At 68.4% G+C, this 14,262-nt stretch carries 14 protein-coding genes; 9 read left to right on the forward strand and 5 right to left on the reverse strand.

Annotated elements, in window-relative coordinates; translation table 11 throughout:
- Window positions 1-486 precede the first annotated feature (486 nt).
- Entirely contained in the window at window positions 487-1,851 is a 1,365-nt protein-coding gene (dnaB, locus tag Q9R26_RS04460) for a replicative DNA helicase (protein WP_031260130.1), read from the forward strand.
- A gap of 355 nt (window positions 1,852-2,206) precedes the next feature.
- Here dnaB and Q9R26_RS04465 read toward each other — a convergent pair whose 3' ends face one another.
- The 3 genes from Q9R26_RS04465 to Q9R26_RS04475 are packed head-to-tail and all read right to left on the reverse strand — an operon-like array spanning window position 2,207 to window position 4,245.
- Complete coding sequence (locus Q9R26_RS04465; protein WP_209132518.1) at window positions 2,207-2,926, reverse strand: alpha/beta fold hydrolase; 720 nt, start codon at window positions 2,924-2,926, stop codon at window positions 2,207-2,209.
- A gap of 19 nt (window positions 2,927-2,945) precedes the next feature.
- Window positions 2,946-4,046 carry an MBL fold metallo-hydrolase gene (locus Q9R26_RS04470; RefSeq protein WP_311226648.1) on the reverse strand — a complete coding sequence of 367 codons (1,101 nt, stop codon included), beginning with the start codon at window positions 4,044-4,046 and terminating at the stop codon, window positions 2,946-2,948.
- The gene (locus Q9R26_RS04475) at window positions 4,003-4,245 is read right to left on the reverse strand and encodes a hypothetical protein (protein ID WP_209132516.1); all 243 of its coding nucleotides are present in this window, start codon (window positions 4,243-4,245) and stop codon (window positions 4,003-4,005) included. Before Q9R26_RS04475 ends, Q9R26_RS04470 begins: the two co-directional genes overlap by 44 nt.
- 27 nt (window positions 4,246-4,272) lie before the next feature.
- Between Q9R26_RS04475 and Q9R26_RS04480 the strand changes: the two genes are divergently transcribed.
- Window positions 4,273-4,683, forward strand: a complete 411-nt coding sequence (locus tag Q9R26_RS04480; RefSeq protein ID WP_209132515.1) for an AraC family transcriptional regulator — start codon at window positions 4,273-4,275, stop codon at window positions 4,681-4,683.
- 79 nt (window positions 4,684-4,762) lie between these two features.
- On the opposite strand, the gene Q9R26_RS04485 is transcribed toward Q9R26_RS04480, so the two are convergent.
- Window positions 4,763-5,542, reverse strand: a complete 780-nt coding sequence (locus Q9R26_RS04485) for an alpha/beta hydrolase (RefSeq protein WP_311226649.1) — start codon at window positions 5,540-5,542, stop codon at window positions 4,763-4,765.
- Between the two features lie 247 nt (window positions 5,543-5,789).
- Here Q9R26_RS04485 and Q9R26_RS04490 point away from each other — a divergent pair, with 247 nt between their 5' ends.
- The 4 genes from Q9R26_RS04490 (at window position 5,790) to Q9R26_RS04505 (ending at window position 11,654) form a co-directional block, all read left to right on the forward strand.
- Window positions 5,790-7,013: a helix-turn-helix transcriptional regulator gene (locus Q9R26_RS04490; RefSeq protein WP_311226650.1), complete on the forward strand. Its 1,224-nt coding sequence runs from the start codon at window positions 5,790-5,792 to the stop codon at window positions 7,011-7,013.
- A gap of 139 nt (window positions 7,014-7,152) precedes the next feature.
- Window positions 7,153-9,897, forward strand: coding sequence for a LuxR family transcriptional regulator (locus Q9R26_RS04495; RefSeq protein WP_311226651.1), 2,745 nt, complete (start codon window positions 7,153-7,155; stop codon window positions 9,895-9,897).
- 157 nt (window positions 9,898-10,054) lie between these two features.
- Window positions 10,055-10,771 (forward strand): alpha/beta fold hydrolase, encoded by a 717-nt coding sequence (locus tag Q9R26_RS04500; protein ID WP_209132507.1) that lies wholly within the window; start codon window positions 10,055-10,057, stop codon window positions 10,769-10,771.
- A 46-nt stretch (window positions 10,772-10,817) separates the two neighbouring features.
- Window positions 10,818-11,654: an alpha/beta fold hydrolase gene (locus Q9R26_RS04505; protein WP_209132505.1), complete on the forward strand. Its 837-nt coding sequence runs from the start codon at window positions 10,818-10,820 to the stop codon at window positions 11,652-11,654.
- Between the two features lie 109 nt (window positions 11,655-11,763).
- Here Q9R26_RS04505 and Q9R26_RS04510 read toward each other — a convergent pair whose 3' ends face one another.
- Window positions 11,764-12,117 carry a hypothetical protein gene (locus tag Q9R26_RS04510; protein WP_209132503.1) on the reverse strand — a complete coding sequence of 118 codons (354 nt, stop codon included), beginning with the start codon at window positions 12,115-12,117 and terminating at the stop codon, window positions 11,764-11,766.
- Between the two features lie 103 nt (window positions 12,118-12,220).
- Between Q9R26_RS04510 and Q9R26_RS04515 the strand changes: the two genes are divergently transcribed.
- The 3 genes from Q9R26_RS04515 to Q9R26_RS04525 all read left to right on the forward strand — a co-directional run bounded on the left by Q9R26_RS04515 (window position 12,221) and on the right by Q9R26_RS04525 (window position 14,209).
- A complete protein-coding gene (locus tag Q9R26_RS04515) occupies window positions 12,221-13,183 on the forward strand; it encodes a helix-turn-helix domain-containing protein (protein WP_311226652.1) in 963 nt (320 codons plus the stop codon).
- An 88-nt stretch (window positions 13,184-13,271) separates the two neighbouring features.
- Window positions 13,272-13,736, forward strand: a complete 465-nt coding sequence (locus Q9R26_RS04520; protein WP_311226653.1) for a hypothetical protein — start codon at window positions 13,272-13,274, stop codon at window positions 13,734-13,736.
- Window positions 13,737-13,789: 53 nt separating this feature from the next.
- A complete protein-coding gene (locus tag Q9R26_RS04525) occupies window positions 13,790-14,209 on the forward strand; it encodes a MauE/DoxX family redox-associated membrane protein (protein WP_182064498.1) in 420 nt (139 codons plus the stop codon).
- Window positions 14,210-14,262 lie beyond the last annotated feature (53 nt).

Below are 14,262 nucleotides of genomic sequence, written 5' to 3' on the forward strand. Positions count from 1 at the left end.
TCCTACGGCTGTCGCGGAGATGGTCGGGGTCCTGGAGGCGCGGCTCGACTCGGGCTGGCTGGTTACGGTTCAGACAGGGTCGCGCTGGCTGGGAACGGGCCGAGAACTCTCCCCACAGGAGGGGTGCTTGTCAAGTCGTTTTACACAGTGGAAACGTGTCAAATCGCAACCTTCAAGGGGTACTTGAAGCCCACTTTTCCACACACGGTGTGAACCAGAAAAGCCCAGATCAAGCGGTCGAAAGTGTGTTCGTACGGGCCTTTTTCCACAGGCTCGTCCACAGTTCTCCACACAGCGGTCCGGCGTGTTCCGCAGGCTGTCCACAGAGTTATCCACAGGGCCGTTTGTTGGGGATAACTCCAGGGCCGTAGCTTGGCCCAGCGACTCGGGGATGTCGGTCGCCGGGGGTAGGAACAGGGGTGCGGGTTCCGGCCGGTGGGTGCTGTCCCGTCGGTCCAGGTCCGCGTCGTCAACAGAGGAGAGCGTGTGTCGATCGCACATCTTGAGCCCGCACCGCAGGACTACGCGGAGCGCGGCATGGAACGCACCCCGCCGCACGACATGCTCGCGGAGCAGTCGACCATCGGTGGCATGCTCCTGTCGAAGGACGCCGTCGCCGACGTCATCGAGACCGCCCGCGGTGTGGACTTCTACGTCCCCAAGCACGAGGTCATCTTCGACGCGATCCTGTCGCTGTACTCGCACGGTGAGCCCACCGACGTCATCGCCGTCACCGACGAGCTGACCAAGACCGGTCTGCTGTCCCGTGCCGGCGGCGCCGAGTACCTGCACAGCGTCACGAGCATGGTGCCGACCGCCGCGAACGCCGGTTACTACGCCGGCATCGTCGCCGAGAAGGCCGTCCTCCGTCGCCTGGTCGACGCCGGCACCCGCATCGTGCAGATGGGCTACGCGTCGGAGGGTGAGGTCACCGACCTCGTGAACAGCGCGCAGGCCGAGGTCTACAACGTCGCCGGTGGTGTGCAGACGGAGGACTACGTCCCGCTGACCGACGCCATCTCCGCCGCGCTCGACGAGATCGAAGCCGCCAAGGGCCGCGACGGCCAGATGACCGGCGTGCCGACCGGGTTCGCGCAGCTCGACGGCCTGACGAACGGCTTCCACCCCGGACAGCTCATCATCGTCGCCGCCCGCCCCGCCCTCGGGAAGTCGACCCTCGCACTCGACCTGTGCCGCGCCGCCGCGATCAAGCACGACCAGACCGCCGCGTTCTTCTCGCTCGAGATGGGTCGCGCCGAGATCGCGATGCGTCTGCTCTCCGCCGAGACCAGCGTGCCGCTGCAGAACATGCGCAAGGGCACCGTGGACTCCCGCGACTGGACCACCATCGCCCAGACCCGCGGTCGCATCAACGACGCCCCGTTCTTCATCGACGACTCCCCCAACATGACGCTCGTCGAGATCCGCGCCAAGTGCCGTCGACTCAAGCAGCAGCACAACCTGAAGCTCGTGGTCATCGACTACCTGCAGCTGATGACCTCGGGCAAGAAGGTCGAGAGCCGCCAGCAAGAGGTCTCCGAGTTCTCGCGTGCCCTGAAGCTGATGGCCAAGGAGCTCCAGGTCCCCGTCATCGCCCTGTCGCAGCTGAACCGTGGTCCCGAACAGCGTGCCGACAAGAAGCCGGCGATCTCCGACCTCCGTGAGTCCGGCTCCATCGAGCAGGACGCCGACATGGTCATCCTGCTGCACCGCGAGTCGGCGTACGAGAAGGACAACCCGCGTCAGGGTGAGGCGGACCTGATCGTGGCGAAGCACCGGAACGGACCGACGGACACCATCACCGTGGCGTTCCACGGGATGTTCTCGCGGTTCGTCGACATGCCGCAGTAGGCGAGTTGTCGCCGTGCAAACTTCCTGTCTCCTTCGCTCACAACTTGTCGCCGTCCGCGCCGACGGGCGTCGCCGCGGTCCTGCCCTGATTCCAGGCCCTGGCAGCTCGCTCGACACGTCCATAAGACGTCCCCTCCCGTTCACTGCGAGAGCTCGCGGACCATCTGTCTGAGACGGAGGCTCGAGGCGGGCAGCGCGACGTCTGGATCCTCGGCGATGCAGTTCCCTTGGTCTGAGCGACCGGCTCGGCTTGGCCGCTTGGACGTTGTGCTCGTGGGTGGCCTGGAGTCCCGCGGGTGAGCCCCAAGCCTCAACTTGGGGCTCACCCGTATGCGCGGCATCTGAGGTCACGACGTCAGCTTGCGGAGAGGTCCCGCGTGTCGATCGCTGATCGGATGAGTTCGGCGACTTCGGTTGGGTGCGAAAGGTGCGGTGAGTGGCCGCTCGCCACTTCGATCGACGCGTCCATCCGAAGGGCCCATTCCCGCTGCACTGCCGGCGGGAGCGCAGGGTCCTCCGACGCGACAACATAGGTGCGGCGCAGCGCATCTGAGGGTTGCACTCCGATGACGTCAGTGAACGAACGGATTCCTTGCCAGTTGAGGCGAGCGACCGCTGCAGCGGTGAGGTCCGGGTCGACACCGCTGTAGATCGACGATGCTGGATCGTCCACCCGAACGGCGAGACCGTCGGCGGATTCGATCCAACCGGACGGAAAACTGCCGCCCATCCAGCCCATCATCGAGCTCCCTTTCTCGAGGGCGAACGCTGCCACGTAGATGAGATCTGTGACGTCGTCGGGAGCGAGCGCCGCAGCCCACGAGGCGGGAAGCCCGCCGTAGGAATGCGCGACGACTGCCACTGGGCCCGGCGCTGCTGCGATCGCATCGCGTACGACTGCAGCGTCCTCAACCATGCCGGCGCATTCGCCGGGGTGCGGTGCGCTACTGGGCAGTTGAACCGCATCGGTTCGCACGTCCGGGAGCGCTCGATTGAGTTCTTCGATGAGCGGCTCCCACACCCATGGCGTGTGCATGGCGCCGTGGACGAGAACGACGGTGCTCGGTGCTGTCATCACGTTCCCCGTTCAGCGGTCAGTGCGATCGGTCGGCGAACAGGTAGCCGTTGGCGATGTCGATGACGAACTGACCTGCGTAGTCCGGGTAACGGGCGATGATGGCCTTCTTGTAGGCGTCCCCGTCGGCGCCGAGAAGTTCGGCGCCGTCGGTGAGGTACCGGCGGACCTCGTCGAAGACGGCGGCAGTGGCGGGGAGGCCGTGGCCAGCGAGCACGGTGTCGTAGCCCTCGGCGCCGGCAAGCAGCTCGATCGCTTCCTGCCAACCGGCGATGTCGTTCTCACCGAAGTACAGGTGGACGTCGTGGTAGACGAGGTCCTGTGCAACGAGGACGCCGTGTTCCGGCAGGCTGATCAGGAGCTGATCGTGCGCCTCACCGCCGACGATGTGCTCGAACGTGAAGAGGACGCCATCGATCACTTCTTCGCCCACCCGAACGGACGGATCGGGCGTGACATCGGCGACCGGAACGACGCGTCCCGTCGGATCGTGCACGTCGCCGCGGGCAACGATGGCGTCGTGCACCTCAGGCAGTGACACCAACGGTGCGCCCCACCGTGCTGCGCCGGCGTAGTGGTCGGGGTGGCCGTGGGTGATCACGAGCCGGTCGATCGGCTTACCGAGTGCGTGGGCGTATTCGGCGGCTTCGTCGGCGTAGGCCTCGAGGAACTGCCCGTCGACGACGATCAGCCGCTCGGGAGTCTCGATGATCTGAGACGTGACGTTGACGCTGTTCGCCGGCGCCATGTAGCTGTGGATGCGGACGGTGCCCTTATCGAGGACGGTGACGGTGCCGTTCATCATGGTTCCTTCTCTCCGGCCGCTTGTTCCAGCGGCAACGAATCGATACTCTCCGACTTGGAGATCTCGATCGAGAGCACCGCTGGACTCCTTCGAATCAAAACGGGACACGGGTCGGTGAGCCTTGCAGGTACCGCAGCTGCCGTTCCGGCCATCGAAGCTCGCTGGCCTGGACGTCGTTGGTATCCGCGAACTTGGGAAGCGCATGACCGTGGGTGCTGATGGTCGCCCCCATCGTGTCGGGTTCCACGTCTTCACGATCGTGTCGAGCGGTTCAGGGCGGCGCGAGATCGACTTCCGGATGATCGACGTGGACAACAGCACCGTGCTGTGGGTTCGGCCGGGACAGGTGCAACGGTTCGACGACGGCGACCTGGAAGGGGTTCACCTTCTCGTCACCGATGCGTTCCTGGCCAGCCTGCCGGCCGCGGACGCGGTCGGTGTCCAGCAGGCGGTACACGTCGTCGATGCGCAGTCGGGTGCGAGTCTGCGAGCCATCGTCGCGGAGCTCGTTCACGAGCACGACCGGACTGCGCCGTCCCGCATGGTGCTGCAGCTGCTGCTCCGCACTGTCGTCGCGCTCCTCGAGCGGAGTGCTGCCGACGTCGCCCACGGCGGGGCCGATCCGGTGGCGGCGCGCTTCCGAGCTGCGGTCGAGACCTCGTTCACCGAGCTGCACACCGTCGCTGAGTACGCGCAGACCCTCGGGTACAGCATCAGGACGATCTCTCGAGCAGTGCAGGGCTCGACGGACCGAACCCCGAAGCAGATCATCGACCGCCGGATCGCGCTCGAGGCCCAGCGGTTGCTGGGGTACACCGACCTCCCCGTGGCGCGGATCGCAGAGCGGCTCGGGTTTTCGGAACCGACGAACTTCAGCCGGTTCTTCCAGCGAACCACCGGTGTCGCGGCGACGCAGTTCCGTGACGAGCACCGAGGCGACGGCACGCCCTGAGGCACGGTCCTCCCCGACGTCGATGCCCGCCTCGAGCTCCTGGGCTCGTGCGGTGCGCCTTGTCTCAAAGACCGATCGGCTAGCGATCGATCCGCGCGAGCCAGTCGCGGATCAGGGCGGCGGTGATCCCGGGTTGCTCGAGGTGCACGTTGTGTCCAGCACCGTCGAGGACGACGAAGCTGCCTCGCGGGTAGTGGTCCCGGAGTGCGAGCCCGTCCTCGTAGCCGACGACGTCGTCCTGCCGACCGAACACGTGCAAGGCCGGAGCGGTGAACGGTTCCGGATGGCGCTCCTCCGGCACGGCATCGAGTGCGTAGTCGGCGGCGATGCGGTCCATCACAGCAGGGTCGGCGCCACGGATACCGGGCAGCACGTACCGCTCGAACGCTGTGAACGCGGCGGCGTCCTGGATGACGCTGACCTCCTCAAACGCTTCTCGCGCGTCGCCGGCGGCTTCAAGGACGGACGGTTCGGTGTGCAGCACGGTGCGCTCCGGGACGGCACGGTCTGCGTGTGCCGGATGTACCACACCCGCCAGGGTCGCGACGCCGAGGACGTGGTCTCGGCGCTCGTGGGCGACATGTCGGGCGATCATGCCGCCGAAGGAGTTACCGACGACGGCAAACGGCTCGTCCCCGAGGTGGGCGTCGATCTCGGCGAGTACCCCGGCGGCCACGTCGACCGCACTCTTCGCGGTTGCGGTCGCCGCGGCGTCTTCGGCCCATGGCAGGTCGAGGAACACGATCCGCCAAGGCAGATCCTGCACCGCGTCCGCCAGCGGCAGCATGATTCGGTGGTCCACCCCGAAGCCGTGGAGGGCGACAAGCGGACGACCAGAACCAAGAACTCGCGCAATCACCCAGCAAGCCTATGAGCAGCCCGTACCGATAGCCGGTCGTCGGCCGGACACATCGCTGTTGAGGGGAGAGCAGCCGTTCCGTCCTGTGCAGCACGGAGGAGTTCCGTCCCAGATAGGTGGTCCGCAGCCGATCTCACATCAGGTGCGCCACACGGACGGACGGCCAACTCTGCAGAAGCGCGGCGGCAGGGACGCTGCAATCCGCAAACTCGTACGGCGAGACGCGACACTCCGCGATGACTCGCACATGACGGCCGCCGAGCCATTCGTCCAGCTACCGCTCAACGCGCCGGGGCTGCGGCGAAACTGCAGCACGACTCCGTTGCCCCGAACGGGACGGCCGAAGCAGCTCTTCGGCAGCGGTCCGCAGTTGCGGGCAACCACACCGAGTCAGTCGTCCACAGCTGAGGACCCTGCTGCACCGCACTGCGCGGTCCTGGACTGCAGCTCGCTGTTGTATCCGCATGCCGCAGCGCTTGCTCACCTCGGACTTGGGGTCCGGCTCACGGGATGTCACGATGACGTGGTGACGGCGACGCCGCTCCCGGAACGGCCGCCCACGTTCCGGAAGATGCGAGTGGTGGCGGTCAGTGAACACCGCGGCACCGAGCTCGAAGAAGCGTACGGCCTCGCGGATGGTGTCGAAGGTTCCCTCGACCAATTCCAGTACATCAGCGCCGGCGATGCGGACGTGTCGATGCGCGGGGCCGTCGTGGACGGCACCCGGACAGGTCGCATGCGGCCACGCCTCGAACACATCGTGTTCTGGATCGCGGATGGCATCGCGACCATCACCACTGAAGCCGGCGACACCATCACCGCCATCCCAGGACGGCCGATGTTCCTCTCGAGCAGCATCGTCTACGACTTCGACGCCGACACCCGCAAGATCTCGATGCTGCACCTGTCCGACCGTCTGCTCCACCGACGTCTCAACAGCCGCGGAATCTACCTGCGAAGCCCGCTCCTGTTCGACGAACAAGCCGATGACCTCGACGCGCTCCGACGGTTGCGGGAAACGCTCCGCCAGAGCACACCCGAACTGGTCGACGCCGCAGTCGAAGGCGACACACGGGCGGCACTGAACGCACGAATCGCCGACGCCATCATCGACACCTTCCGCGTACGGGTCACGCGGAACGGCGCGACCACACCACTCGCCCGCGCCGTGGACCTGATCCACCGCGAAGCGCCCACTCCGCTCTCGCTCCAAGACCTCGTAGCCACATCGGGCATGAGCATGCGCGGTCTGCAAAGCGCCTTCGCGCGCACCTACGGGGTCACCCCGATGCAGTACCTGCGGAACGTTCGTCTCGACGGCGCTCGAAGCGACCTCGAGGACGGCGCCGCGACGAAGGTCGCGGACATCGCCCGGAAATGGCAGTTCCGCCACCTCGGCCGGTTCGCACGGACCTACGCGGAACGGTTCGGCGAACAGCCGAGCCACACACTCCGACAGCGAGACCGCTGACCGACGGGGCAGCGCGGGACCCGGCTGCACCACGAGCGGGGTTCGTGGGTGCCGAAGGTGACTCCCGGACGATCGGTGGCCAGAGCCGATCACCAGCACACTGCGACTGCCGAACCGCTGCCATACTGACACCGTGACGATGGCGCAGCCCATCATCGGGCGTGAGCGGGAGACGGCAGCACTCCGGCATGCGATCCGTGACGTGGCTGGTGGTGGTTCGGCCTTCGTGATCGACGGCGAAGCGGGGATCGGCAAGTCGTCGCTCGTGGCCGATGTGCTCCAGTACGCGAACAGCCTCGGCGTCCGGACGATCACGACCACCGGCACCCTGGCCGAGGCGGCCGAACCGTACGCCGCGCTGCACATGCTCCTGTACCCGTTGCGAGCCGGGATCACGAACCTGCCGGCACCGCAGCGCCGTGCTCTGGACGTCGCGTTCGGTGTGGTGACTGGGGTCCAGCCTTCGCCGCTGCTCGCAGGACTCGCGGCGCTGACGTTGCTCTCCGATGCCGCGGCCGAACGTCCGCTCCTGGTCGTCGCCGAGGACCTGCACTGGATGGACGCGTCGTCCGAGTGGGCGCTCCGCATGATGGCTCGACGTGTCGGTGAGGACCCGGTCGTGATCCTGATGACGACGCGGAACTCTGACATGGTGGAGACCCCGGGCATCCAACGCCTGCACCTCGGCCCGCTCGACGAATCGGCTGCCGACGAATTGCTCGACGGGATCTCCGGAGCGCCCACGGGGCCTGCTCGTCGAGACCTCGTGCTGCGCGCCGAGGGCAACCCGCTCGCACTGCACGAGCTCGGTCGGTCGGCCGCGACGGCGGATCGCACTCGGGACCGCCCGGTCGTGGGCCGGGTCGAGCAGGAGTTCGCCGCTCGGTACGCGGAGCTCGACCAGTCCGTCCGGTTGGCGATACTCGCCGTGGCGCTGTCCGGCGGCACCAGCCCAGAGGAGGCGGCTCGCGTCGCTGCCCGTGCCATCGGCAGGTTCCCGATGCCGACCTGGACCGAGCAGGCCTCGGCGTCGTCGCTCCTCGAGTGGATGCCACCGCGAGCGATCCGGTTCCGACACCCACTCGTGCAGTCGGCGGTCCTCCTGGCGGCTTCGCCGTCGGAACGCGCCGCGGTTCTGCGGTCGCTCGTGCTCGAACACCAGGACGACCCGGCGCGGACGATCTGGTGGCGCGCCGAACTCGCCACCGGACACGACGACGCACTCGCCGACGAGATCGCCGCGCTGGGTGAGGGACGGACCGCGATGTCGGACACCTTCGTCGCGAGCCGCGCCTACGAGCGTGCCGCCGAACTGACCTCGGATGTGGTCAACCGCGTCGAACGGCGCATCGTCGCTGCGGAACTCGCCGGACTGTCAGGCCGCACGTCCGAGGCGTCGCTGCTGGTGCAGCGAGCTCGCGACGAGGCACCCGACCGGCTGCGCGCCGCGCGGGCCGCGTGGATCGCCGAGACCCTGCCCACGGGGCGGACCGGCCTGGCCGTCGGCGACCTCGGTCCGGCGCTCCACGCCGTCTCCGAGATGCAGGCAGCCGGCGCCGTCGAGCACGCCACCGACGCACTGTTGCACCTCGCCGCGCTCGCCTGGGACCACACCGCCCAAGCGGACCCGGGCGACCCCATGCTCGTCGTCGTCGAAGCCCTCGCGCTGCCCGAGGACGACCCGCGGTCGCTGCTGCTCGCGGCCCGGACCGAGCCGGTCGCCCGTGGCGATCGCGTCCGGGAACTCGCGCTGGCAGCGGCGCCGACTGCCCACGACGAAGCATCGGCGTGGCTCCTCGGCTACGCGCTCAACCTGGTGGGCGAGATCGACACGGCCCGTGTCCTGCTCGATCGTGCCCTAGCGAGCATGGGGTCACGTGGTGAACTGCGGACGTTCCCGCAGGCGCTCATGGGGACCTCCATGACCACCTACTTGGCCGGGGACGTCGCCAGGGCACGGGTGTTGGCGGAGCAAGCCGCATCACTCGGCCGTGACCTCGGCGACGCCGGGTTCTCCGCAGCGGCGCGGTGTGCGCTCGCGTGGTTCGACGCACTCGAGGGCGAACACCCCGACCCTGAGCGGATCGCCGGCGGGACCGCGGCCGGCGCACAGGTGCTCCGTTCGAGTGCGATGCGCGCCACGCTGCTCGGCGCGACGGGGTTGGCACACCTCCTCTCCGGCCGGGCAGCGGACGCGCTCGGGCCCTTGCGACGCCTGTTCGACCCTGACGACGACGCCTTCAACCCGTCCTTCGCCGTCCTGACCTCCCACGACTACGTCGACGCCGCGCTGGAGTCCGGCAACCGGGCGGATGCCGAGCAGCGGTTGGTGGACCTCGAGCGACTCCACGCACGATGGCATGCCCCCATGGTGCGGGCCGCCGTCGACTACGCCCGGACCGCGCTCCTTCCCGACGACGCCCTCGAGGCCACCTGGGCGACCCTGCAGCACGAGCGCTGGCCGATCCCGTACGTGCAGGCCCGAGCGCTCCTGCGACTCGGTCGTCGTCTGCGTCGTCTGCACCGCAGCACCACCGCGCGTGCCGTCCTGCACGCCGCCCTGGACCTGTTCGAGGCGATGCCCGCTCGGACCTGGGCAGAGCGGACACGGGACGCCATCCGCGCGACGGGCGAGCGCGTACCGATGACCGGGCAACACAGCATCGAGCGGCTCACCCCGCAGGAGCTCCGGGTCTGCACGCTCGCAGCCCGAGGCCTGAGCAACCGCGCCATCGGCGAACACCTCTTCGTCTCGCCCCGGACGGTCGGCGCCCACCTGTACGCGGCGTTCCAGAAACTCGGCGTCTCGACCCGGCAGCAGCTGCCGTCGGTGCTGGGGCCGCAGGCCGCAGCAGCGACAGCGGACCAGCTGGCGACCGACTGACCGTCCGGCGACCGACTAGGTCACACGGAAGCACATCTCGGTCATCACGACTGATGTGCACCGCTGGTCCCCGCCCCTACCGTCTCGGACGGGAGCACACCCTCCCTTCACCGACGAAGGTCCGCAGCAGCGGCTACGGACCGGGAAGGACCCCACCGTGACCGGATCACCGACCATCGTCCTCGTCCACGGAGCCTTCGCAGACGCCGCCAGCTGGGCGCCCGTCACGAAGCTCCTGCTCGATCAGGGCCACAGGGTCCTCGTCCCGCCGGTGTTCAACCGCAGCTTGTCCGGCGACGCGGCCTACATCAAGTCCTTCGTCGAGCAGATCGACGGACCGGTCCTGCTCGCCGGGCACTCCTACGGCGGCGCGATCCTCACCGTCGCCGGCGTCGCCGAGAACGTCGTCGGGCTCGTCTTCGTCGCGGCGTACGCGCTCGAGGAGGGCGAGAGCCTCGGAGCCCTCCAGGGAGGGTTCCCCGACAGCGACCTCGCCGAGAACCTCGTCTACGCGCCCTACCCCGTCGACGGCGCCGAGCCCGGCACCGACGTCTCCGTGGCCGTCGACGCCTTCCCCGCCGTCTTCGCGGGTGGCCTCGACCTCGACCGGGCCAGGGTCCTCGCGGTGTCGCAGCGTCCGCTGTCCGCCGTCGCGTTCGGCGAGCCCGCGTCCGTCGCGGCGTGGAAGACCAAGCCGTCCTGGGGCATCGTCTCCAGCGCCGACCACACCATCAACCCGGACGTCGAGCGCTTCGGCTACCGGCGTGCGGGCGTCCGCAAGGTGATCGAGATCGACGGACCGCACCTGGTGATGCAGACGCACCCCACCGAGGTCGCGGCGTTCATCACCGACGCCGTCGCAGAACTCGACTGACCACCCACCGACCACCACAACCGCAGAACAGCACAGGAGAGCAACCATGGGTTACGTGACCACCGATGACGGTGCAGAGATCTACTTCAAGGACTGGGGCAACGCCGACGCGCAGCCGATCGTCTTCCACCACGGCTGGCCGCTGTCCTCGGACGACTGGGACGCGCAGATGCTGTTCTTCCTGGCCGAGGGCTTCCGCGTCATCGCGACCGACCGACGCGGTCACGGCCGCTCGTCGCAGATCGGCACCGGCCACGACATGGACCACTACGCCAGCGACGTGTCCGCGGTCGTCGAGCACCTCGACCTGCACGACGCCGTCCACATCGGCCACTCCACCGGTGGCGGCCAGGTCGCTCGCTACGTCGCGCGGTACGGCCAGCCCCAGAACCGGGTCGCGAAGGCGGTCCTCGTGTCCGCCGTGCCGCCGCTGATGGTGAAGACCGACGCGAACCCCGAGGGCACCGACATCTCGGTGTTCGACGGATTCCGCCAGGCACTCGCCGCCAACCGCGCCGAGTTCTTCCAGGCTGTCGCATCCGGCCCGTTCTACGGCTTCAACCGTGACGGCGTGACGCCGTCGGAGCCGGTCATCGCGAACTGGTGGCGTCAGGGCATGACGGGCAGTGCCCTCGCACACTACGAGGGCATCAAGGCGTTCTCCGAGACGGACCAGACCGAGGACCTCCAGGCCATCACCGTGCCCGTCCTCGTCCTGCAGGGCGACGACGACCAGGTCGTGCCGTACCAGGACGCAGCGCTGAAGCAGGCCGAGCTCCTCGGTGACGCAACGCTCAAGATCTACGAGGGCTACCCGCACGGCATGCTGACGACGCACGCGGACGTCATCAACCCCGACATCCTCGCGTTCATCCGCAGCTGACCTCGCAGGCCCTGGTGTCCCAGGGCCCCTGACAGGGGGTGCGGTGCGTCCGTCACCGCACCTCCTGGGCGCCGCCATCGTCGGTCCGCGCGCGCCCGTTCGGTCGGAGTCAGGGGGTCGGCGGGTCGGTGCGCAGACGCCGTGCCTCCGGCTCGTCGGAATGCGATGACGCGGCATCGATGAAGCGACCTCCGCCGACCTCCGCGGTGCGTCGGACGAGCTCGTTGACGAGGTCCTCGTCCTCGGGTTCGAGCTCATCGTCCGGAGCGGGCTCGACCATCACCTGCGATGCCGGTCCGAGGAGCAGCTCGGTGGTCACGCCGACTCCGTCATCGTCCGCTGTGGGGATCTCCACGATGTCGGTCGTACCGTTCTCGCCGAGCGCTGCTGCGTACGCGAGCACCGCCTCGGCGATCGCATCACCGGTCATCACCTTGTTCTCGCCGTACACGACAAACTTCACCCCGGAGATTTAACGCCTCGACGACAGCTGGAGTTCGGGCTCAGCCACTTTCCGTACCCACACCCGGCGGTTGTCAGGGGCTGTGCGCAGAATGTTCGGGCCCATGTCAGACGAGACCAGCCCAACGATCCGGATCGAGCATCGGGGGATCGATGTCGACGAGGCGGTCGCGTTCTACGAATGGGTCTACGCGAGCCACGACATCCACGTCGGCGACGCTGCGACCGAAGGCTTCTCGTGGCGGTACCGGGCGGTCGGTGACGACGACGTCGTCATGGGCACGTCGATGGTGTCCGCGCGGCGGTGGGGAACGATCAATCCCGGACGGCAGTACATCCTCGCCTGGGCGTCAGGACCAGGCATCACGCTGGACACCGGCAGCCGCACGCCCGTCCCGATGCTCCCCGGTGTCCCGACCATGTACCCGGCGGGTCGCGAGTTCACCTTCGACGCGCTCCCCACCACGCAGCACCTGATCCGCTTCGACGGCGCGTTCCTCGAGGCAGTCGCCGCCGCTCGAGCGCAGACGGTTCCGGCGCCTCTCCGCTTCGAAGCGATCACCGATCCCGCGGTGCTGCAACGCTTGCGGACGACGATCACTGCCGTCGCTCCGCAACTGCTCAACCCGGCACTCGACCAAGCGTCGCGTTCGGCGAGCAACGTCGTCCTCGCAGAGGCCGTGTCGGACGCGTTCCGCGCGTTCCCGGCGCTGGACCTGCCGCTGCTGGCCGGACCCGCGACCATGCGGTTGGCGCAAGAGTGGATGGTCGCGAACGCGCACCGCTCGATCACGATCACGGATGTGTGCGCCGCAGCGGGAGTGGCCGTACGGTCCCTCCAGTCGTCGTTCCAACGCCACGCTGGACGATCGCCGATGCACTTCCTGCGGGAAGTCCGCTTGTACCGGGTGCGCGCAGCGTTGAGCGCCGCCGACGCCGACATCACCACCGTGGGCGAGATCGCTCGAGCCTGGGGTTTCCAGCACCTCGGCCGGTTCGCCGGGTACTACGCGGGCACCTTCGGCGAACCGCCGTCGACAACGCTTCGCCGCCGACCGTCGCCCTAGACGTACCCGATCCCGCGCCAGGAGGACCCGGGGTCTGGTTCCCGGTATCGAGGCGTGTTAGGTTGTGCACAACCTAATGGAGCGCAACGTGAAACTGACCAGCTGGATCGACCTCGTCACCGGTGGCCTGCTCGCCGGGCACGGCATCGCCACGGTTCGCCGCACCCCGCTGCACGCGCGAGCCCAGCAGATGCAGCGACGTGGATTCGAACCGGGTGTCCCACACGCTCTCGGCATCCCCGGCCTCGAAGTCCTCTCCGGGGTCGGACTCGCCAGTGCAGCGGTCCGCCGTGCACCCGGAAGCGACCCGGTCGGCACCGGCTCCGCCGTCGTGGCGACCGCCCTCGGCGGGACCCGGCTCGTGATCGACCGCGAAGACGGCTCGGTGACGAGCACGACCGGCGGTGCTGCCGCACTCACACTCGCCGGCGTGCTGCGGCTGCTCACCTCGACCCGCGGCCGTCCGGTCGCCCGGATCGTCACGCTCGGTGCCGCAGCTGCCGTGATCACCTTCGAGGCCGCACGCCGACGCCGCCTCCTCCGCAGCCGCTGACGTCGGCTCCCGATCCACCGAACCCCACCACGACCGTGAAAGGCACCACCCCGATGGCAACCCGCACCCCCGCAGTCCGCTCCACCCGCCCCCGGACCATCGTCCGCATCCTGTTCGGCGCGATGCTCACGTGGGCCGGCATCAGCCATCTGACCGTCGCGCGCGAGGAGTTCCAGGCGCAGGTGCCGAAGTTCGTGCCGCTGCCGACGGATGCCACGGTGATCGCCTCCGGCGTGGTGGAGATCTCCCTCGGGGCTGCGCTGATGCTCCTGGCTCGGCGCCAGGTGACCGTCGGCTGGGTCGTCGCGGTGTTCTTCCTGGCGGTCTTCCCCGGCAACATCGCGCAGTGGATGCACCACCGCGACGGGTTCGGTCTGGACACCGACACCAAGCGCTTCGTCCGCCTGCTGTTCCAGCCCGTGCTCATCGCCGTCTCGCTGTGGGCCACGAACGCGCTCCGCACGCGTCGCTGAACAGGCCTGCGGGAGCCCCGCTGACTGACGCTGCACTCGCGCGGCCGCGACCA

The sequence above is a fragment of the Curtobacterium sp. BRB10 genome (assembly GCF_031844325.1).
Classification (GTDB): Bacteria; Actinomycetota; Actinomycetes; order Actinomycetales; family Microbacteriaceae; genus Curtobacterium; species Curtobacterium poinsettiae_A.

Coding starts and splice junctions, on each gene's coding strand:
- Q9R26_RS04465 (WP_209132518.1), bottom strand. CDS start 2,926: ATGACAGCACCGAGCACCGTCGTTCTCGTCCACGGCGCCATGCACACG.
- Q9R26_RS04480 (WP_209132515.1), top strand. CDS start 4,273: ATGGTGCTGCAGCTGCTGCTCCGCACTGTCGTCGCGCTCCTCGAGCGG.
- Q9R26_RS04490 (WP_311226650.1), top strand. CDS start 5,790: ATGACGGCCGCCGAGCCATTCGTCCAGCTACCGCTCAACGCGCCGGGG.
- Q9R26_RS04495 (WP_311226651.1), top strand. CDS start 7,153: ATGGCGCAGCCCATCATCGGGCGTGAGCGGGAGACGGCAGCACTCCGG.
- Q9R26_RS04505 (WP_209132505.1), top strand. CDS start 10,818: ATGGGTTACGTGACCACCGATGACGGTGCAGAGATCTACTTCAAGGAC.
- Q9R26_RS04515 (WP_311226652.1), top strand. CDS start 12,221: ATGTCAGACGAGACCAGCCCAACGATCCGGATCGAGCATCGGGGGATC.
- Q9R26_RS04525 (WP_182064498.1), top strand. CDS start 13,790: ATGGCAACCCGCACCCCCGCAGTCCGCTCCACCCGCCCCCGGACCATC.